Annotated in this window: 10 protein-coding genes and 1 pseudogene; 8 read left to right on the plus strand and 3 right to left on the minus strand. The window is 69.7% G+C overall.

From position 1 onward, the window contains the following. Positions 1–99 precede the first annotated feature (99 nt). Genes SB786_RS03310 through treY form a run of 7 tightly spaced genes read left to right on the plus strand, consistent with a single transcriptional unit; the run spans position 100 to position 18,150 of the window. Positions 100–3,501 (plus strand): maltotransferase domain-containing protein, encoded by a 3,402-nt coding sequence (locus SB786_RS03310; RefSeq protein ID WP_410726165.1) that lies wholly within the window; start codon positions 100–102, stop codon positions 3,499–3,501. Further along, positions 3,501–6,911, plus strand: coding sequence for a maltose alpha-D-glucosyltransferase (gene treS / locus SB786_RS03315; protein WP_410726188.1), 3,411 nt, complete (start codon positions 3,501–3,503; stop codon positions 6,909–6,911). Before SB786_RS03310 ends, treS begins: the two co-directional genes overlap by 1 nt. Then, positions 6,908–9,109 carry a 1,4-alpha-glucan branching protein GlgB gene (gene glgB / locus SB786_RS03320; RefSeq protein ID WP_410726166.1) on the plus strand — a complete coding sequence of 734 codons (2,202 nt, stop codon included), beginning with the start codon at positions 6,908–6,910 and terminating at the stop codon, positions 9,107–9,109. The genes treS and glgB overlap by 4 nt, the downstream gene beginning before the upstream one ends. Before the next feature lie 34 nt (positions 9,110–9,143). After that, positions 9,144–11,258, plus strand: a complete 2,115-nt coding sequence (glgX, locus tag SB786_RS03325; protein WP_410726167.1) for a glycogen debranching protein GlgX — start codon at positions 9,144–9,146, stop codon at positions 11,256–11,258. Positions 11,259–11,267: 9 nt separating this feature from the next. Next, positions 11,268–13,151, plus strand: a complete 1,884-nt coding sequence (gene treZ, locus SB786_RS03330; RefSeq protein WP_410726168.1) for a malto-oligosyltrehalose trehalohydrolase — start codon at positions 11,268–11,270, stop codon at positions 13,149–13,151. Continuing rightward, positions 13,148–15,379: a 4-alpha-glucanotransferase gene (gene malQ / locus SB786_RS03335; protein ID WP_410726169.1), complete on the plus strand. Its 2,232-nt coding sequence runs from the start codon at positions 13,148–13,150 to the stop codon at positions 15,377–15,379. The genes treZ and malQ overlap by 4 nt, the downstream gene beginning before the upstream one ends. Beyond that, on the plus strand, positions 15,376–18,150 hold the full coding sequence (gene treY / locus SB786_RS03340; RefSeq protein WP_410726170.1) for a malto-oligosyltrehalose synthase: 2,775 nt from the start codon (positions 15,376–15,378) through the stop codon (positions 18,148–18,150). Before malQ ends, treY begins: the two co-directional genes overlap by 4 nt. Before the next feature lie 110 nt (positions 18,151–18,260). On the opposite strand, the pseudogene SB786_RS03345 reads toward treY, so the two are convergent. The 3 genes and pseudogenes from SB786_RS03345 to SB786_RS03355 form a co-directional block, all read right to left on the minus strand. Further along, positions 18,261–18,494: pseudogene (locus tag SB786_RS03345) on the minus strand (fumarylacetoacetate hydrolase family protein); the annotation flags it as partial. Between the two features lie 214 nt (positions 18,495–18,708). Next, positions 18,709–19,479 carry an SDR family NAD(P)-dependent oxidoreductase gene (locus tag SB786_RS03350; RefSeq protein WP_410726171.1) on the minus strand — a complete coding sequence of 257 codons (771 nt, stop codon included), beginning with the start codon at positions 19,477–19,479 and terminating at the stop codon, positions 18,709–18,711. Between the two features lie 145 nt (positions 19,480–19,624). Next, positions 19,625–20,179, minus strand: a complete 555-nt coding sequence (locus tag SB786_RS03355; RefSeq protein WP_410726172.1) for an OsmC family protein — start codon at positions 20,177–20,179, stop codon at positions 19,625–19,627. Between the two features lie 246 nt (positions 20,180–20,425). Between SB786_RS03355 and SB786_RS03360 the strand changes: the two genes are divergently transcribed. Further along, the gene (locus SB786_RS03360; protein WP_410726173.1) at positions 20,426–20,989 is read left to right on the plus strand and encodes a TetR/AcrR family transcriptional regulator; all 564 of its coding nucleotides are present in this window, start codon (positions 20,426–20,428) and stop codon (positions 20,987–20,989) included. Positions 20,990–21,069: the final 80 nt, after the last annotated feature.

A 21,069-nucleotide genomic window follows, 5' to 3' on the forward strand; every position in this document is an offset into this window, starting at 1 on the left:
GCGCGGGAGCGCTTGCCGCGCCGTCCGCATCGTCGCAGGAACACGCATTGCGGCGGGCATACCTGTTGCCGATCCGGCCGCCGCCCGCACACGCCACCCATGAACGCCACATCGCCCTTCGCTCCTCACATCTACTTCTGCGACGCCCGCCTCGTCGGCCCGCTCGATGCATGGCCCGACACGTTCGCGCACATCGCCGGCATGGGCTTCGACCACGTGCTGATCGGCGGCTTCTGGGCCGCCAGCGTCGCGGGGTTCCCACGCCACGTCGCCGACTTCCACCTGCCGGCCGCGACGTTCGCGACGCGCGCCGGCGCGCTCGAGACGTTCTCGCGGCTCGCGCAGCTCGCGCACGGCCACGGGCTGCGCATGCTGCTCGAAGTGGTGCCGGACCGCATCGCGCGTAACAATCCGCTGCGCGCCGAGCATCCGGACTGGTACGTGGAGCGCACGCACGACGACGCGTTGATCGATCCGCGCAGCGCCGCCCATGAAATGGATGCCGCGCATGCCCAGGTCGGCGAAGACGCCGCGCACGACGCGCTGTCCGCGTGGTGGTGCACGCACCTCGCCACGTTCGCGGATGCCGGTGCGTCGGGATTCCTGATCGACGCGCCGCAGCACCTGCCGGCCGCGTGGTGGCCCGGTTGGCGCGCGGCGCTGCGCCGCGCGCGCCCGGACGTCGCGGTGCTGGCCGGCGTGCCCGGCCATGCGCGCGACGCGCTCGCGCAGCTCGAGGCGGCCGGCTTCGATGCGGTGTTCTCGTCGGTACGCTGGTGGGACCTGCACGCGCCGTGGTTCGTCGACGAACACCGGCTGCTGCGGCGCATCGGCTCGCCGATCGCGTTTCCCGACTCGATCGAAGGCCCGCGCCTCGCCGACAACTGGAATACCGCGCCGGACGAGACGGTCGCTCGCGTGTACCACCGCGCGTTGTGGACCGCTGCCGCGGTCGGCACCGGCTGGCTCGTGCCGATGGGCTTCGAGCGCGGCGTCGCGCTGCCGCTGATGGCGCGCGACGCGGACGCCGCACGCTACCGCGCCGCGCTGGACGACGCGCGCTTCGACCTGTCCGGCGCGATCGCCGACGCGAATGCATGGCGCCGCGCGACACCGCTCGCGGCCGAGCGCGGCGAAATCGCGCAACTGAGCGCGCCGGGCGCGCGCGCGACGGCGCTGCTGCGCGGCAGGGGCCCGTCGCTCGAACACGACGACACGGCGCTGCTGATCGCGCTGAATCCCGATCTGGATGCGCCGACGCACGTCGATCCCGCGGCGATCCTGCCCGGCGTGCCGGGCGGCTTCACGCACGTCTCGCCACCGAACGGCGCGCGCAAGCCCGCGCCGGTCGCGCAGGTCGCGCTGGAAGCCTTCACGCTCGAGCCCGGCGGCTATGCGCTGTTCGACGCGCGGCGCGCGCCGCCCGCGCTCGCTCGCACCGATGCCGCGGGCGAGCGCACCGCGCTGTCGGCCGCGCTCGCGGCCGACCGGATCGCGATCGAACGCGTCGAGCCGGCGGTCGACGGCGGCCGTTTCGCGATCAAGCGCGTGATCGGCGAAACACTGGTTGTGCACGCATCGATCTTCACGGACGGCCATGCGCATCTCGCGGCCGCGCTGCAATGGCGGGCGGACGACGAAGACGCATGGCGCGAAGTGCCGTTCGTCGCGGAGCCGAACGATCGCTGGCACGCGCGCATCTCACTCGACCGGCTCGGCCGCCACGCGTTCCGCGTGATCGCATGGCGCGACGACTGGGCATCGCTCGTCACCGACATCGCGAAGAAGCGCGCGGCCGGCCAGGACGTGACGCTGGAGGTACGCGAGGCGCAACTGCTGCTCGCGACCGCCCTGAAGCACGCCGATCCGGTCGACCGGCGCGCGCGCACCCGAATGGAACAGCTCACCGCCGAATTCAAGGACGCGTCGCCCGACGAGCGGCTCGAACTGCTCGGCGCGCCCGCGCTCGCCGATGCGTACGCGGCGCTGCGCTACCGGCCGTTCGTCACGCACGACGACGCCGTCTACCCGGTCGACGTCGAACGCCGCGCCGCGCGCTTCTCGAGCTGGTACGAGATGTTCCCGCGCTCGGCGAGCAACGACGCGCACCGGCACGGCACGTTCGACGACGTGATCGCGCAATTGCCGCGCATCCGCGACATGGGTTTCGACGTGCTGTATTTCCCGCCGATCCATCCGATCGGCACGACCGCGCGCAAGGGCCGCAACAACACGCTGAAGGCCAGCCCCGACGACGTCGGCAGCCCGTACGCGATCGGCTCGCCCGAAGGCGGCCACACCGCCGTGCATCCGCAGCTCGGCACGCTCGCGTCGTTCCGCACGCTGGTCGACGCGGCGCATGCGCAGGGGCTCGAGATCGCGCTCGACTTCGCGATCCAGTGCTCGCCCGATCATCCGTGGCTCGCCGCGCATCCGGGCTGGTTCGCGTGGCGGCCCGACGGCTCGCTGCGCTACGCGGAGAATCCGCCGAAGCGCTACCAGGACATCGTGAATCCCGATTTCTACGCGCCCGATGCGCTGCCCGGCCTGTGGGTCGCGCTGCGCGACGCGGTGCTGTTCTGGGTCGACGCCGGCGTGCGGATCTTCCGCGTCGACAATCCGCACACGAAGCCGCTGCCGTTCTGGGCGTGGATGATCGCGGACGTGCGCGGCAAGCATCCGGACGTGGTGTTCCTGTCGGAGGCGTTCACGCGGCCGGGGATGATGTACCGGCTCGCGAAGATCGGCTTCTCGCAGTCGTACACGTATTTCACGTGGCGCGAGACGAAGCGCGAATTCATCGACTACCTGACCGAGCTGACGGCCGGCCCCGTGCGCGAGTTCTTCCGGCCGAACTTCTTCGTGAACACGCCCGACATCAATCCGCGCCACCTGCAGAACGCGCCGCGCTCGCAGTTCGTGATCCGCGCGGCGCTGGCGGCGACGCTCGCCGGGTCATGGGGCCTGTACTCGGGCTTCGAGATCGGTGAATCGGCGCCGCTGCCCGACAGCGAGGAATACGCGGACGCGGAGAAATACGAGCTGCGCGTTCGCGACTGGCGCAAGGCCGCGCACATCGGCGCCGAAGTCGCGCGGCTGAACCGCGCGCGGCGCGACCATCCGGCGCTGCAGACCCATCTCGGCCTCACCTTCGTCGATGCGGACAACGACCAGGTGCTGGTGTTCGTGAAGGCGACGCCCGCGCACGACAGCGTCGTCGCGGTCGCGATCAGCCTCGACCCGTGGCATCCGCAGGCCGCTAATTTCACGCTCGATGCGGCGCTGTGGCGCGGCTTCGGGCTCGTCGACGGCGAGCCGCTCGACGCGCTCGAACAGGACGCCGCGCATGCCGAAACCTGGCGCGGGCATCGCCAGTACGTATCGCTCGACCCGCATGTGCGGCCGTATGCGATCTGGCGGCTCGCGCCGTCTCCCGGCGCCGCACGAATTGAGGCGCCCGACCCGGCCGACGCCCGGGGCCATTCCGGAGCACACGGATGATGAAACGCGAAGATCCCCTCGACGACGTGCGCCGCGCGCAGTTCCCGTCCCTCGCACCGGCCGGCACGCCGCGCCGGCGCCGTTCGCGGCGCCGCGCGCCCGCGCTCTGCGCGGACGATCCGCTGTGGTACAAGGACGCGATCATCTACCAGGTGCACGTGAAGTCGTTCTACGACTCGAACAACGACGGGATCGGCGACTTCCCCGGCCTGATCATGAAGCTCGACTACATCGCCGAGCTCGGCGTCGACACGATCTGGCTGCTGCCGTTCTACCCGTCGCCGCGCCGCGACGACGGCTACGACATCGCCGACTACCGCGACGTGCATCCCGACTACGGCACGCTCGCCGACGTGCGGCGCTTCATTCGCGAAGCGCACGCGCGCGGCATCCGCGTGATCACCGAGCTCGTGATCAACCACACGTCGGACCAGCATCCGTGGTTCCAGCGCGCGCGGCGCGCGAAGCCCGGCTCGATGCATCGCGACTACTACGTGTGGTCCGACACCGACACGAAATACGCGGGCACGCGGATCATCTTCCTGGATACCGAAACATCCAACTGGACCCACGACCCGATCGCCGGCCAGTACTACTGGCACCGCTTCTACTCGCACCAGCCGGACCTGAACTTCGACAACCCGGCCGTCGTGCGCGAGGTGATCCAGGTGATGCGCTTCTGGCTCGATCTCGGCATCGACGGGCTGCGGCTCGACGCGGTGCCGTACCTGGTCGAGCGCGAAGGCACCAACAACGAGAACCTGCCGGAAACGCATGCGATCCTGAAGCGGATCCGCGCAACGATCGACGCCGAGTATCCGAACCGGATGCTGCTCGCGGAAGCGAACCAGTGGCCGGAGGACGTGCAGGAATATTTCGGTGAAGAGAACGAATGCCACATGGCGTTCCACTTCCCGCTGATGCCGCGCATCTACATGTCGATCGCGAGCGAGGACCGCTTCCCGATCATCGACATCATGCGGCAGACCCCGGCGCTCGCGCCGAGCAACCAGTGGGCCGTGTTCCTGCGCAACCATGACGAGCTGACGCTCGAGATGGTGACCGACTCGGAGCGCGACCTGCTGTGGCAGACCTATGCGAGCGACCGCCGCGCACGTATCAACCTCGGGATCCGGCGCCGCCTCGCGCCGTTGATGGAGCGCGACCGGCGCCGCATCGAGCTGATCAACTCGCTGCTGCTGTCGATGCCCGGCACGCCGGTGATCTACTACGGCGACGAGCTCGGCATGGGCGACAACATCCACCTGGGCGACCGCGACGGCGTGCGCACGCCGATGCAATGGTCGTCCGACCGCAACGGCGGCTTCTCGCGCGCGGACCCGGAACTGCTGGTGCTGCCACCCGTGATGGGCGCGCTGTACGGCTATGACGCGGTCAACGTCGAGGCGCAGACGCGCGACCCGCATTCGCTGCTGAACTGGACCCGCCGGATCCTGTCGACGCGCCGCGCGACGCAGTCGTTCGGCCGCGGCACGATCCGTTTCCTGCGTCCGGATAACCGCAAGGTGCTCGCGTACCTGCGCGAGCTCGAAGGCCACGAGACGGTGCTGTGCGTCGCGAACCTGTCGCGCGCGTCGCAGGCGGTCGAGCTCGACCTGTCCGAATTCGCGGGCCGCGTGCCGATCGAGATGACGTCGGACTCGGCGTTTCCGCCGATCGGGCAGCTCACGTACCTGCTGACCTTTCCGCCGTATGGGTTCCTGTGGTTCGTGCTGTCCGAGCACGGCCGCGAGCCGTCGTGGCGACAGCCGCACGCGGAGCCGCTGCCCGAATACGTGACGATCGTGATGCGGCGCGGCGACGCGCGGCCCGACGTCGGGCAACTGCACACGCTCGCGCATGATGCGCTCGCGTCGTGGCTCACGCGGCGGCGCTGGTTCGCATCGAAGGACCGCAAGATCGGCGACGCGTGGCTGAACGTCGTCACGCCGATGCCGGACGAACCGTTCCAGTATGCGGAGGCATGGGTGTCCGCGAGCGGCGGCGGCGTCGAGCGCTATGTCGTGCCGCTCGCCACCGCGTGGGGCGGCGAGACCTCGCATCCGCTGTTCGCGCAGCTCGCGCTCGCCCGCGTGCGGCGCGGCCATACGGTCGGCTACCTGACCGACGCGTTCGCGCTGCCCGCGTTCGCGCGCGGGATGCTGCGCAAGCTGCGCGGCGGCGCGACGGTGCCGACGTCCGACGGCGGCCGCCTCGACTTCCTGCCCGAGCACGCGCTCGCCGGGCTCGATCCCGGCGACGAGGCCGAGGTGCGCTGGCTCGCGGCCGAGCAGAGCAACAGCTCGCTCGTGATCGGCGACGCGATCGTGCTGAAGCTCGTGCGCAAGGTCGCGCACGGCATCCATCCGGAAGCGGAGATGAGCCGGCACCTGACGCGGATCGGCTATGCGAACACCGCGACGCTCGCCGGTGAAGTCGTGCACGTCGATCCGGACGGCACGCCGCATACGGTCGCGATTCTGCAGCGCTACGTCGACAACCAGGGCGACGCGTGGACGCGTTCGTTCGACTTCCTGCGGCGCGCGATCGACGAGCTCGCGCTGCCGGCCGCGGGCGACGGCGACGCGGCCGAAACCGACGACGAACCCGATTCGCTGCTCGGCTACGCGGCGTTCGCGGGCATCATCGGCACGCGGCTCGGCCAGTTGCACGTCGCGCTCGCGCAACCGTCCGACGATCCCGCGTTCGCGCCCGAAGCCGCGACGTCCGAGCACGTCGACGGCTGGTGCGTGGATGCGATCGCGTCGTTCGAGCGCGCGCTCGACGTGCTGCGCACGCAGCTCGACAGGCTCGATCCGGTCAACCGCGCGGCGGCGGACACGCTGCTCGCGTCGCGCGACGCGGCCGTCCAGGCCATCGGCGAACTCGTGCCGCGCACGCTCGATGCGCAATGCACGCGCATTCACGGCGATTTCCATCTCGGCCAGGTGCTCGACGTGCAAGGCGACGCGCTGCTGATCGACTTCGAAGGCGAGCCGGCGCGCCCGCTCGACCGGCGCCGCGCGAAATCGCATCCGCTGCGCGACGTGGCCGGCCTGCTGCGCTCGCTGTCGTACGTGAGCGCAACCGCGCAGTTCGCGATCGAGAAGGCGCCGCCGCAGACGGCCGGCCGCAAGCGCGCGCTGTTCGACCGCTTCGGGCAGGCCGCCGCCGACCGCTTCGTCGAATGCTATCGCGCGGCCGCCGATCAGGCGCCCGAGCGCTTCGTCGACCCGCGTTACGCGGACCGCCTGCTCGCGCTGTTCCTGATCGACAAGGCGTCGTACGAGCTGTGCTACGAAGCCGCGAACCGCCCCGACTGGCTCGGCGTGCCGGTCGGCGGGCTCGCCGCGCTGATCGAACGCCTGCTCGCAACCGACCGCGCGCCCGACCACGGAGGCAACCGATGACCGACACGCTGTTCGACCGCACCGACATCGACGCGCTGCTCGCCGGCCGCCATCCGGACCCGTTCGCGTGTCTCGGCCCGCACGCCGACGCGGGCCGGGTCGTCGTGCGCGCGCTGCTGCCCGGCGCGCGGCGCGTGCGCGCGGTGACGCCCGACGGCGAAGAACTCGGCGCGCTCGCGTGCGTCGACGACGCCGGCTGCTTCGCCGGGACGATCGCACACGACGGCCGTTACCGGCTGGCCATCGACTGGCCGGACACGCGCCAGATCACCGAGGACGCGTACGCGTTCGGCACGCTGCTCGACGACGCGGCGCTCGCGCGTTTCGCGGCCGGCGACCCGACCGCCGTGCTCGACTGCCTCGGCGCGACGCCCACCCGCGTCGACGGCACCGACGGCGTGCGCTTCGCGGTGTGGGCGCCGAACGCGCAGCGCGTATCGGTCGTCGGCGACTTCAACATGTGGGACGGCCGCCGGCACCCGATGCGGCTGCGGCAGCCGTGGGGCGTATGGGAGCTGTTCGTGCCGGGCATCGGCGCCGGCGAACACTACAAGTACGAGCTGCGCGCGGCCGACGGACGCGTGCTGCCGCACAAGGCCGACCCCTGCGCGCGCGCGACCGAAGCGCCGCCACGCACCGCGTCCGTCGTCGCCGACACCGCGGCGCTCGACGCGTTCGCGTGGCACGACCACGGCTGGCTGCACGCGCGGCCGCCCGCGGAGCGCCGCTTTCGCATCCCGTGGTCGATCTACGAGGTGCATCCGGAATCGTGGCAGCGCGTGCCCGAGGAGATGGATCGCAGCGCGACCTGGGACGAACTCGCCGAGCGGCTGATCCCGTACGTGCGCGGCATGGGCTTCACGCACGTCGAATTCATGCCGATTTCCGAATACCCGTTCGGCGGCTCGTGGGGCTATCAGCCACTCGCGCAGTTCGCGCCCTCCGCGCGCTTCGGGCCGGTCGACGGCTTCGCGCGCTTCGTCGACCGCGCGCACGCGGCCGGCATCGGCGTGATCGTCGACTGGGTGCCCGCGCACTTCCCGAACGACGCGCACGGCCTCGCGCAATTCGACGGCAGCGCGCTCTACGAGCACGCCGATCCGCGCGAAGGCATGCACCCGGACTGGAACACCTGCGTATTCAACCTCGGGCGCAACGAGGTCGGCGCGTTCCTCATCGCGTCGGCGCTCGCGTGGGCGCGCCGCTATCACGTCGACGGGATCCGCGTCGACGCGGTCGCGTCGATGCTGTACCGCGACTATTCGCGCAACGAAGGCGAATGGGTGCCGAACATCCACGGCGGGCGCGAGAACCTCGAATCCGTCGCGTTCCTGCGCACGCTCAACGACACGCTGCACGGTTCGCTCGCGCCGCCGGGCGTCGTCACCTTCGCGGAGGAATCGACCGCGTGGCCGGGTGTCACGGCGCCGACCGGCGACGGCGGGCTCGGCTTCGACTTCAAATGGAACATGGGGTGGATGCACGACACGCTGTCGTATGTGCGCGAGGATCCGATCCATCGCCGCTATCACCACGACCGGATGACGTTCGGCCTTGTCTATGCGTTCTCCGAACGATTCGTGCTGCCGCTGTCGCACGACGAGGTCGTGCACGGCAAGGGCTCGCTCGCCGTGAAGATGCCGGGCGACGCGTGGCAGCGGCTCGCGACGCTGCGCGCGTACTTCGGCTTCATGTGGGCGCATCCGGGCAAGAAGCTGCTGTTCATGGGCAGCGAATTCGCGCAATGGGCCGAGTTCGCGCACGATGCGACGCCGCACTGGGACCTGCTCGACGCACCCGCGCATCGCGGCGTGCAGCGGCTCGTGCGCGACCTGAACCGCGCGTACGCGGCCGAGCCGGCGCTGCACGCGCTCGACTGTCACGCGTCCGGTTTTTTCTGGCTGATCGGCGACGATCGCGACAACAGCGTGTTCGCGTTCGCGCGCCGCGACGATACCGGGCGCCTCGTCGTCGCGGTCTGCAATTTCACGCCCGTGCCGCGCCCCGGCTACCGCGTCGGGCTGCCCGCGCCCGGGCACTGGCGCGAACTGATGAACACCGATGCCGCCGTGTACGGCGGCACGAACGCCGGCAACGACGGCGCCGTGTGGACCGAGGACGTGCCGTCGCACGGCGAGTCGTGGTCGGCCACCTTGCGCCTGCCGCCGCTCGCGACCCTATGGCTGAGCCCGGCCTGACGCCCGGCGCCCTCGACACGGAGACACTTCCCCCATGCCGACCGCCCTGCCTTCCCGTCTCGAACCCGGCCGCTGCTATCCGCTCGGCGCCACATGGGACGGCCTTGGCACCAACTTCGCGGTATTTTCCGCGCACGCGCAGCGCATCCAGCTGTGCGTGTTCGACCCGACCGGCCGCAAGGAACTCGCGCGCCTCGACCTGCCCGAGTGCACCGACGAGGTGTGGCACGGCTATCTGCCGAACGCGCATCCGGGCACCGTATACGGCTTTCGCGCGGATGGCCCGTACCAGCCGCAGCACGGCCATCGCTTCAACCCGACCAAGCTGCTGCTCGACCCGTACGCGCGCAAGCTGGTCGGCCAGTTCCGCTGGTCCGACGCGCTGTTCGGCTATCGCGTGCATTCGAACCGCGCGGATCTGTCGATTGACCGCCGCGACTCGGCGCCCGCGATGCCGAAGGCCGTGGTCGTCGACGAGGCGTTCGACTGGCGCAACGACCGGCGCCCGGACGTGCCGTGGCGCAGTACCGTGATCTACGAGACGCACGTGCGCGGTGCATCGATGCGCCGCGCCGGGCTGCGCGTGCCGGAGCGCGGCACGTTCGCGTCGCTGTCGCACCCGGCGTTCATCGATCACCTGCTGTCGATCGGTGTGACGACGATCGAGCTGCTGCCGGTGCATGCATTCCTGCAGCAGCGGGCGCTGGTGAACCGCGGGCTGCGCAACTACTGGGGCTACGACACGGCCGCGTTCTTCGCGCCGGAGCCGTCGTACCTGACGACGCGGCGGCTCGACGAAATGCGCATCGCGATCCGGCAGCTGCACGCGGCCGGCATCGAGGTCGTGCTCGACGTCGTCTACAACCACACGTGCGAAGGCAACGAGCTCGGCCCGACACTGTCGTGGCGCGGCCTCGACAACGCGAGCTACTACCGGCTGCGCCCGGACGACCCGCGTTACCACGTCGACGAAACCGGCTGCGGCAACACGCTGAACCTGTCGCATCCGCGCGTCGTGCAGATGGTGATGGATTCGCTGCGCTACTGGGCCACCGCGTTCAACATCGACGGTTTTCGTTTCGATCTCGGCGTGACGCTCGGCCGCGAGGATCACGGCTTCGAGCCGGGCGCGGGGTTTTTCGACGCGCTGCGGCAGGATCCGGTGCTCGCGCAGCGCAAGCTGATCACCGAACCGTGGGATATCGGCCCCGGCGGCTATCAGCTGGGCCGTCATCCGCCCGGCTTCGCCGAATGGAACGACCGCTTTCGCGACACGGTGCGGCGCTTCTGGCGCGGCGACGCGGGCCAGCGCCCGGAGCTCGCCGCGCGGCTCGCGGGCTCGGCCGACCTGTTCAACCACCAAAGGCGCCGGACCTGGGCGTCGGTCAATTTCGTCACCGCGCACGACGGCTTCACGCTCGCCGATCTCGTGTCGTATGCGCACAAGCACAACGACGCGAACGGCGAGGACGACCGCGACGGCCGCGACGACAACTGCAGCGCGAACTGGGGCGTCGAAGGCGCCACCGATGATGCGTCGATTCGGGACCTGCGCGCGCGTGTCGCGCGCTCGATGCTCGCGACGCTGTTTACCGCGCTCGGCACGCCGATGATCGTCGCCGGCGACGAATTCGGCCGCACGCAGCACGGCAACAACAACGCGTATTGCCAGGATAACGAAATATCGTGGCTCGACTGGGACCTCGCGCACAGCGACGAAGGCGTCGAGATGATCCGTTTCGTGTCGCGGCTCGCCGCGCTGCGGCGCATGTACCCGGTGATGTCCGCGCCGCGCTATCCGTCGGGCGACCGCGACGGCGCGCCGGGCATGCGCGAGATCGGCTGGTTCGACGAACACGGCCGAGGGCTGAGCGTGCCCGCGTGGGAAGACGGCGAGGGCCGCGCGCTGACGATGCGGCGCGTCGGCACCGGCCGCACCGGGCGCACCGAGGCGTTGCTCGTGATGCTGAACGCGTCGGCCGGCACCATCAAGTTCAAGCCGCCCGCACCGGTGCTCGACTACCGCGTGCTGCTCGACACCGCGACGCCCGACTCCGGCCCGCGCTCGTGGCCGGAGGCCGGCCTCGACGTCGCCGCGCACACAGCCGTGATCGCGGTCGCGGCCGTGCCACCCGACCTGCCCTCGTGAGGAGCCGCCATGTCGTCACGTACCGCCCATCCATCCGGCACGCACGCGTTCGCGTCGCCGTTCGGCGCGGCCTGCCTCGACGCGCAGCACACACGCTTCCGGCTGTGGGCGCCCGCGAGCCGCACGGCCGCGGTCGAACTGCACGGCGACGAGCGCATCGCGATGCAGGCCGCCGGCGACGGCTGGTTCGAGGTCGTCGCGCGCTGCGGCCCCGGCACGCTGTACCGCTTCCTGCTCGACGACGGTCTCGCGGTGCCCGATCCCGCGTCGCGCTTCCAGCCGTCCGACGTGCACGGCCCGAGCCAGGTCGTCGATCCAGCCGCGTACCGCTGGCGCAACGACGCGTGGCGCGGCCGGCCGTGGCACGAGACCGTGCTGTACGAGCTGCACGTCGGTGCATGCGGCGGCTATGCGAGCGTCGAGCGGCGCCTGCCCGACATCGCCGCGCTCGGCGTGACCGCGCTCGAGCTGATGCCCGTCAACGCGTTCCCCGGTGCGCGCAACTGGGGCTACGACGGCGTGCTGCCGTTCGCGCCCGATGCGTCATACGGCCGGCCCGAGGAGCTGAAGGCGCTCGTCGACGCCGCGCACGGGCTCGGACTGCAGGTGTTTCTCGACGTCGTGTACAACCACTTCGGCCCCGACGGCAACCTGCTGCCGCGCTATGCGCCTGAATTTTTCCGCGCGGACCGGCAGACCGCGTGGGGCCCGGCGATCGATTTCTCGCGCGCGCAGACGAGCGCGTTCTTCATCGACAACGCGCTGTACTGGCTCGACGAATTCCGTTTCGACGGCCTGCGCATCGACGCCGCGCATGCGATCGACGACGACGCGTGGCTGCGCGAGCTGGCACGGCGCGTGCGCACGCATTTCGGCGATGCGCGCCACGTGCACCTGGTGCTCGAGAACGAACGCAATACCGCGAGCCTGCTCGGGCCCAACGGCTTCGACGCGCAGTGGAACGACGACTTCCACAACAGCGCGCACGTGCTGCTGACCGGCGAGCACGAAGGTTACTACCGCGCGTACGCCGATGCGCCGCTGCGCCGTCTCGCGCGCACGCTCGGCGAAGGGTTCGCGTATCAGGGCGAGCCGTCGCCGCTGCATGGCGGCGCGCCGCGCGGCGAGTCGAGCGCGCACCTGCCGCCGACCGCATTCGTCACGTTCCTGCAGAACCACGACCAGATCGGCAACCGCGCGTTCGGCGAACGGCTGCGCGCGCTCGCGAACGACGACGCGGTGCGCGCCGCGACCGCATTGATGCTGCTCGCGCCGCAGATTCCGCTGCTGTTCATGGGCGAGGAAGACGGCAGCACGCAGCCGTTCCAGTTCTTCACCGACTATCGCGGCGAACTCGCCGATGCGGTGCGCGAAGGCCGTCGCCGCGAGTTCGCCGCGTTTTCCGCGTTCGCCGATCCCGCGCATCGCGATGCGATCCCCGATCCGAACGACGTCGGCACGTTCGTGCGCTCGTCGCCGGCCCACGCGGACGACGATGCGTGGCGCGACGCCGACGCATGGCGGCACTTCTACCGCAGCGCGCTGACGGTGCGCGCGGCGCTGGTGACGCCGCACCTTCCCGGCGCGCGCGCGCTCGGCGTCGAGTTGCTGGCGGGTCACGCAAACGGCAACGACAACCGCGAACCGGAGGCGCTCGTCGCGCGCTGGCGGCTCGGCGACGGCAGCACGCTGACGATCGCGTTCAATCCCGGCTCGCACGACGCGGCGCTGCCCGCGCTGCCGGTCGGCAAGATCGTGTTCGAGACGCCGCCGCGCGCGCGCGACCGGCTCGCCGACCAGCGGCTGCCCCCTCGCACCTGCATCGCGTGGCGCGATGGTGCGGTCAACCACGATGCGCTGAAACACCGCGCGAACGGGCACTCGCGACCATGACGACCGACGTACCGATCGCCGAGCTTGCGCGCGCGGCCGGGCTCGAAACCGACTGGATCGACGCGGGCGGCGTCGCGCGGCGGGTGGCCGACGATGCGCTCGTCGCGCTCGTCGATGCGCTCGGCTGGCCCTGCGGCACGCCGATCGAGCGGGTCGACAGCGCGGCCGCGCTGGTCGATGCGCACGATGCCGCGCCACCGGTCGTGACCGGCGACGCGGGTGTGCCGCTGACGCTGCCGCGCAGCGTCGCGCCGCCCGGCGCGCGCTGGCGGATCACGCTGGAATCGGGCGAGCACGCCGACGGGCGCGTGGCCGGCGCGGGCGAATACGGCACGCTGCCGCCGCTCGCGCTGCCGGGCTATCACGCGCTCGACATCGGCGAGCACCGCATCGGGCTCGCGATCGCGCCGCCGCGCGCCCGGCCCTTCGCGGCCGGCGACGGTCTGCCGCGTGCCCAGCACCGCTGGGGCATCTCGGCCCAGCTCTACAGCCTGCGGCGCGCGGGCGACGACGGCGCGGGCGACTACACCGCGCTCGCGCGCCTCACCGCGCACGCGGCACGGCACGGCGCCGACGCGGTCGCGATCAGCCCCACGCACGCCGGCTATCCGGCGCTGCCCGAGCACGACAGCCCGTATTCGCCGTCGTCGCGGCGCTGGCACAACGTCGCGTATCTCGACTGCGATGCCGTGCCGGGCGCCGATGTCGTGCGGCGGACGAATGGCGCGGCGGCGGATGTCGCACCCGCGCCGGATACGCCGCTGATCGACTGGCCGCAGGTGCTGCCACGGAAACTGCGACACCTGCGCGCGTGCTTCGATGCGTGGCGTGCGAACGGCGAGCCTTCGCGCGACGCGTTCGAGCAGTTCCGCGCGGCCGGCGGGGCGGCACTCGACGCGCATGCGCGCTTCGACGCGCTGCAGGCGTTCTGCATCGAACACGGGATCGGCGCGGACTGGCGGCAATGGCCCGCGCAGTGGCGGATGCCGGCCACGGCCGAGGTCGACGCATTCGCGCACGCCCATGCCGACGCGATCTCGTTCCATACGTTCCTGCAATGGTGCGCGTCGCGCGCGCTCGGCGACGCGCAGCACACGGCGCGCGACGCCGGGATGGCGATCGGGCTGATCGCCGATCTGGCGGTCGGATCCGATCGCGCGGGCAGCGACGCGTGGGCGCACGGCACGACGCTGTTGCGCGGCGTGTCGGTCGGCGCACCGCCCGACCTGTTCAATGCGGACGGCCAGGCGTGGGGCGTGACGACGTGGACACCCGCCGGGCTGCGCGCGAACGGCTTCACGCCGTTCATCGACCTGTTGCGCGCGGCCTTCGCTCATGCCGGCGGGATTCGCATGGATCATGTGCTCGGCTTCGCGCGGATGTGGATCGTGCCGGACGGCGGATCGGCGCGCGACGGCGCGTACCTGCGTTATCCGCTCGACGATCTGATGCGGCTCGTCGCGCTGGAGGCCGCGCGGCACCGGGCTGTCGCGATCGGCGAGGATCTGGGCACGGTGCCGGCGGGTTTTCGCGAGCGGCTCGGCGCGCAGGGCATCGCCGGGATGCGCGTGCTGTGGTTCGAACGTGACGCGGATGGCGCGTTTCGGCCGCCGTCCGCGTGGGATCGCGACACGATCGCGATGACGTCGACGCATGACCTGCCGACCGTGGCCGGCTGGTGGCGTGGTGTCGATCTCGAATGGCGGCGGGTGGCGGCCGGTGCCGCTGCGAAGACGGCCAAGCCGCACCCTGCCGGTGACGACGTGGGCCGCGCCGCGGCCGCACACGACTCTGGCCACGACGAACGGAACGATCCGGTGCTGCGCAGCGATCCTCCCGCCAAGAATGACGGCCACGACGCGCCGCCCCCCGCTTCTGCCGACCTCCGCGCCGCCCTGGCCGAGCGCGCCACCGACCGCGCGGCGCTGTGGCGCGCGTTGCAGCACGCGGGCTGCGCACCGGCCGGCGATCCGATCCCGTCCGCCGACACGCCGCCCGTCGGCGCAGTCCTCGCGTACGTCGCGCGCAGCCCGTCGCCGCTCGCGATCGTGCCGCTCGAGGATCTGCTCGCGCTGAACGAGCAACCGAATCTCCCCGGCCCGCCGTGCGGCCATCCGAACTGGCTGCGCCGGCTGCCGCGCGCGATCGACGCGCTGTTCGACGCCGACGTGCGCACACGCGTCGCGACGATCGAGCATGCGCGCCGAACCGTGGAGGACGACGCATGACGCCGCGCGCGACCCTGCGATTGCAGTTGCACGCGGGCTTCACGTTCGACGACGCGGCCGCACACGCCGACTATTTCGCGCGCCTCGGCGTGAGCCACCTGTACCTGTCGCCGATCACGACGGCCGAGCCCGGTTCGCTGCACGGCTACGATACCGTCGACCATCGCGCGATCAGCACCGAACTCGGCGGCGAAGCCGGCTTCCGACGCCTCGTCGACGCGCTGCGTGCGCGCGGCCTCGGCATCATCATCGACATCGTGCCGAACCACATGGGCGTCGGCGGCGTGTCGAACGGCTGGTGGAACGACGTGCTCGAATGGGGACGGGCGAGCCCGTACGCACGCTACTTCGACATCGACTGGCACCCACCCGATGCGGCGCTCGACGGCAAGGTGCTGCTGCCCTGCCTCGGCGCGCCCTACGGCGACGCGCTCGCGTCCGGCGACATCACGCTCGGTGCCGATCCATCGGCCGGGCGCTTCTTCATCGCGTGCCCGGGCAGGCGGCTGCCGGTCGCCGTCGCGACCTACGCGGAGATCCTGCGCATCGCGAACCGCGCGGACCTGAACGCGCTCGCCGAGCGCTTCGCCGCCGCGTCGGCCCGCGGCGGCCCGCGGGTCGCGGCCGCGCAAGCGGCGCTGCGCGACTACGCCGCCGCACAGGGCCCGCATGCGTTCGACGCGATATTGCGCGGCGCCGACCCGCGCCGCGCACGCTCGCGTGCGTGCCTGCACCGATTGCTCGAACGCCAGCACTACCGGCTCGCGTGGTGGCGCACGGCCGCCGACGAGTTGAACTGGCGGCGCTTCTTCGACATCGCGACGCTCGCGGCCGTGCGCGTCGAGGACGACGCCGTGTTCGACGCGGTGCACGCGCTGCCATTGGGGCTCCATGCGGCCGGGTACATCGACGGCCTGCGCGTCGATCACGTCGACGGCCTCGCCGATCCGCGCGCGTACTGCCGGCGCCTGCATGCGCGGCTCGCCGCGCAGCGCGACGAGCGGCCGTATGTCGTCGTCGAGAAGATCCTCGCGCCGGGCGAGACGCTGTGCGAAGACTGGCGCGTCGACGGCACGACCGGCTACGACTTCATGAACGACGTCGCCGCGCTGCTGCACGACCCGGGTGGCGCCGCGCCGCTCGCCGCGCACTGGGCGGCCGTGTCGGGATCCGCGCGCTCGTTCGCGCAGGAAGCGGTGGCCGGCAAGCGGCGCGTGCTGGAGCGCCAGCTCGCCGGCGAACACGCACGTGTCGCGCGAGCCTTGCATCGCATCGCGCGCGCGGCGCCCGCGACGCGCGACGTCAGCCGGATCGCGATCCATCGCGTGCTGGGCGAACTTGCCGTGCATCTGCCCGTGTACCGGATGTACCCGACGCCCGGCGATGAGCCCACCTGCGCCGATGGTCGCGTGCTGGCGCTCGCCTACGACGCGGCGTGCGCCGCGATCGATCCGTCCGATCGCTACGCGCTCGATCGCGTCGCCAGCTGGCTCGGGCTGCCGGGCATGCGCGTGCCGCGCGCGGATGCCGCGCTGCTGCACGCGGCGCGTGTCGCGTTCGCGCAGCTCACCGCGCCGCTCGCCGCGAAGGGCGTCGAGGACACCGCCAACTACCGGTACGGGCGACTGCTGTCGCGCAACGAAGTCGGCGCCGACGCGGGCGACTTCAGCCTGTCGCGCGGCGCGTTCCATGCGCGCAACCGGCGTCGCGCGCGCACCGTTCCCCATACGCTCGTGGCGACCGCGACGCACGATCACAAGCGCGGCGAGGATGCGCGTATGCGGCTCGCGGTGCTCAGCGAAATGCCCGACGCGTGGCGCGCGGTGTCGCTCGACTGGTCCGCGCTGAACCAGCCGCAGCGCGGCGGCGCGCATCGCGATCTTGCGTGGGCGCCGGGGCCGGCCGCGGAAGCGATGCTTTACCAGGCGCTCGTCGGCTGCTGGCCGCCGGCGCTTGCGCCCGACGACGCGACCGGACTTGCCGCGCTGGCGGAGCGCGTGGTGCGCTGGCAGACGAAGGCATTGCGCGAAGCGAAACAGCATACGGACTGGCTCGCGCCGGACGCCGACTACGAGCACGGCTGCGAGGCGTTCGTGCGCGCGATCCTGACGCCGCACGGCGCGGGCGATTTCGTGCATCGGCTGCATGCGTTCGTCGCGCGGATCGCGCCGGCTGGCGTCGTCAACAGCCTGACGCAAACGGCGCTGCGGATCGCGTCGCCCGGCGTGCCCGATCTGTATCAGGGCACCGAACGATGGGATCACTCGCTCGTCGATCCGGACAACCGGCGCGACGTGCCGTTTGCCGCGCTCGCGGCCGAACGGGTGGACGAGCCGGTCGCCGCGTATCTGCGGCACTGGCCCGATGCGCGCGTGAAACGCGCGCTCGTCGAGCGGATGCTCGCGCTGCGCGCACGATGGCCCGCGACGTTCGCGGATGGCGCCTATGTGCCGCTGCGCGTGCGCGGCCGGCTAGCACGGCATGCGGTGGCGTTAGCCCGGTGCGACGAAAGCGCAACGATCGTGGTAATCGCCACGCGACTCGCGTGCGGATGGCTTGGCGACATGCCAGAATTGCCGCGCGTCGAGCCTCGGGAATGGGGTGATACGGTCGTGGTGCTGCCGCGCGGCGCCGGCGAGCGGTGGGTCGACTGGTTGAGCGACGCAAGCGAAGTCGACGCGCCGGACGGCACGATGCGGCTCGATCGCTGCCTCGCCGCGTTGCCGGTTGCGGTGCTGGTGGCAGGCGATGCAAAGCACCGCGAGCTGTAATCGGTTTTGTACGACGCCTTTTCTCCAACGGCACCCAAGGCAGGCGCTACTTTCCCAGCCAACGAATACTTGTGCGAGCGTGCGACCGCCACGTGCGCCACGCGCATCGGTCAGGCGTCGCGCCGGACCATCGCCGCCGGCATGACCCGGTTGCGCAACACGCCGAGCTGCTCGATCTCGACTTCGCACACGTCACCGGCCTTCATCGAGAGCTGCGGTTCGCGCGCCATCCCGATACCGGCAGGCGTGCCCGTGACGATCAGGTCACCGGCCTGAAGTGTCATCACTTCGCTCAACAGCACGACGAGCGTCTCGACATCAAAGATCATGTCCGACGTCGATGCCGAACCATTTCCCGTTGTGCTCCACAGCGATGCCGCGGTACCCATTCTTTTTATCGATTGCAAATCGCATCGCACACTCCTTGCTCGGCGTCCCTGAAGGCGTCAACCACTCATTCAATGTCCTGTCGGACCACCGCTGGAAGTGGCGGTGGTCCTTCCTTCGTCACGTTGACGTTGCACGATTGCTGTTAGGGCGCGTATATCCAGACAACCATCATTTGCGCACTGCCATCACCCCCGCGTCCACATTCCAGATGGCACCGGTCACCCACGAGGTCTTGTCCGAAAGAAGGAAGACGATCGTGTTTGCAACGTCTTCGGGCGTACCGACGCGTCCGAGCGGATGAAACGAATCGAGCGCTTTCATCGCACCGGCAATGTCTTCCTTCGCCATGAAGCCTTCATAAATCGACGTCTGTACGATCGCCGGCGAGACAGCATTCACCCGGATACCCGAATCAGCGAGCTCGATCGCGAGATTGCGCGTAAGCGCGTGCAGACCGGCTTTTGCCATGGAATACGCGGATGCAGCCGAGTCGCCCAGCGCTGCCTGCGCGCCGATCGACCCGACGTTCACGATAGCGCCTTGGCGCTTCGCGGCGAGCATGTTCTTGACGACGTCTTGCGTAATGAAGAAAGTGGCGCGATTGAGCGACAGGTACATGTCGTAATCAGATTCTTCGTGTTCGATGAAGGCTTTCGGAACAAAGATGCCCGCAGAATTCACCAACAGCGAAATATCTTTGTGATTCGCGTTGATCTCCGCACGGATGGCGTTCATGCCTTCCACAGTCATGAGGTTCGCCGCGATCACGGAGACCGGACCGAGCCCGCTCAATTCGGCGCGCACCGCATCAGCCTTGTCTTTTCTGTTACCCGTCAAGACGACGCTACCGCCGCTTTTCAGTACTTGCTTGGCCGTTGCGAGCCCGATGCCGCTGGTGCCGCCCACGACAAGAAGTTTTTTACCGGAAAAATCGTTCATTTTGGTTTCCTTAATTTAAATGTCTGGACCGATTCCGCATGTGCGGCCGTGCCAAAGCGGACCATTACTCGCCTTGCCGCGTCCATGAATCAGTTCGCCCCGCGGAGCACGCAGGACGCGGCCGGCATCGCAATACGTGCGCCGGTTAGCCTTCGCGGACTTCCAGGGTCGACACCACGCGGATCGCCTTCGAGAAATTCGCGCGGTTGACCGAAGTTTTCGTCACAAGCCGGTGCAACTCCTCGACACGCTCGCGCGAAGCGTCCGTGTGCAGGCGAACGACGTAGCTCACTTCGTCGTACCCCGGGTTCACGCTCTCGTCGAGCCCGAGGAAACCGCGCAAGTCCAATTCACCATCCGTCTCGATTTCCAGACTGTGGACAGTGATGCCCATCGCGGCGGCGTTGACGACGTACCCGACCGTCAAACAGGCATTGAGCGCGGCCATCAGAAGTTCCTGCGGGTTGGGCGCGCTATTCGCACCCAGAAGCTGCAGGGGTTCGTCCGCTGCGATTTCGAAATGCCGCTGGTGGGTTACCCCGCCCAGCTCATAGTGGCTGACGGTCGCCACGGAGCGCGTCTGGTGCGCCCATTTCGTCTTGACGTTAAAGCGTGCATTCCGCTTCGTAGGGTCCGTGGCGACTGCTTGCACGAATTGCTGCAAAGCCGGCACGTCGATTCCGTTGGGGTGGGTAGTCATCTGCTGGTCCTCCTGGGGGCGCTCTCGCGCAGGGAAAATTGAAACTCATCAGAAGCCTACCATCTAGTTGGTAGCTTCACAAGGATCTTTCTCGCCCCGGCGGTCGCGGTGTTCCTGCGAGATTGATCACATAATTTCCCGCGCTGCGGCTCACTGCAACAGACAAGGTGCGCCGCGATGCTTGACAATAAACCAACTAGTAGGTAGACTGTGCCTCATTGAATTTGGCAGTGAGCCGGAGGGTGCATGGCAGTAGGTACGCGCGACGCGCTGGTTCAAGCTGGAGAAGGCCTGATGCGCTCGATGGGTTATGCCGCGTTCAGTTATGCGGATCTGGCCGAAACCGTTGGTATCCGGAAGGCAAGCATTCACCACCACTTCCCGACGAAGGAAGATCTGGGCGTTGCAATTGTGGAAGCCTATGTCGCGAGAGTGGTGGAAGCGTTCGAGCGAATCGACCGCGAGAATGAGGACTTCTGGGGTCGCTTGAACGGATTTTTCGATACCTTTCGCGCCAGCAGTGATGGAAGCCTGCTCCCGCTTTGCGGTGCGCTTGCCGCCGAGATGGCTGCTTTGCCGCCCGAACTGCAGAAGCTCACGCACCGGTTTTTCGAGCTGCAACTGCGCTGGCTGACGCGGATCATCGACAAGGGCATCAGCGACGGCGAGATCCCCGGTGGCGTCGGAAGCTACCAGAAGGCGCATCAGGTATTGAGCGTTCTTGAGGGCGCCAGCTTTGTCGAGTGGGCGATGAAGAACGGCGAAACGCTCGACCGCGGCATTATCCGACTCATCGTCTGCGCAGCATAAAAAGGTTCTTCACGGATTACCGGGATAGGCGGCCTTGATCTTGAGGAAGAAGTAAGCGCTGTCGCGGTAGCCGTAGGCCA

Source organism: Burkholderia sp. SIMBA_062 (genome assembly GCF_046534765.1).
Taxonomy (GTDB): Bacteria; Pseudomonadota; Gammaproteobacteria; order Burkholderiales; family Burkholderiaceae; genus Burkholderia; species Burkholderia ambifaria.

Excerpts from the sequence above, each read along its gene's own strand:
- glgX (WP_410726167.1), top strand. The coding sequence starts at position 9,144 with ATGCCGACCGCCCTGCCTTCCCGTCTCGAACCCGGCCGCTGCTATCCG.
- SB786_RS03350 (WP_410726171.1), bottom strand. The coding sequence starts at position 19,479 with ATGAACGATTTTTCCGGTAAAAAACTTCTTGTCGTGGGCGGCACCAGC.
- malQ (WP_410726169.1), top strand. The coding sequence starts at position 13,148 with ATGACGACCGACGTACCGATCGCCGAGCTTGCGCGCGCGGCCGGGCTC.
- glgB (WP_410726166.1), top strand. The coding sequence starts at position 6,908 with ATGACCGACACGCTGTTCGACCGCACCGACATCGACGCGCTGCTCGCC.
- SB786_RS03355 (WP_410726172.1), bottom strand. The coding sequence starts at position 20,179 with ATGACTACCCACCCCAACGGAATCGACGTGCCGGCTTTGCAGCAATTC.
- SB786_RS03360 (WP_410726173.1), top strand. The coding sequence starts at position 20,426 with ATGGCAGTAGGTACGCGCGACGCGCTGGTTCAAGCTGGAGAAGGCCTG.
- treS (WP_410726188.1), top strand. The coding sequence starts at position 3,501 with ATGAAACGCGAAGATCCCCTCGACGACGTGCGCCGCGCGCAGTTCCCG.
- SB786_RS03310 (WP_410726165.1), top strand. The coding sequence starts at position 100 with ATGAACGCCACATCGCCCTTCGCTCCTCACATCTACTTCTGCGACGCC.
- treZ (WP_410726168.1), top strand. The coding sequence starts at position 11,268 with ATGTCGTCACGTACCGCCCATCCATCCGGCACGCACGCGTTCGCGTCG.
- treY (WP_410726170.1), top strand. The coding sequence starts at position 15,376 with ATGACGCCGCGCGCGACCCTGCGATTGCAGTTGCACGCGGGCTTCACG.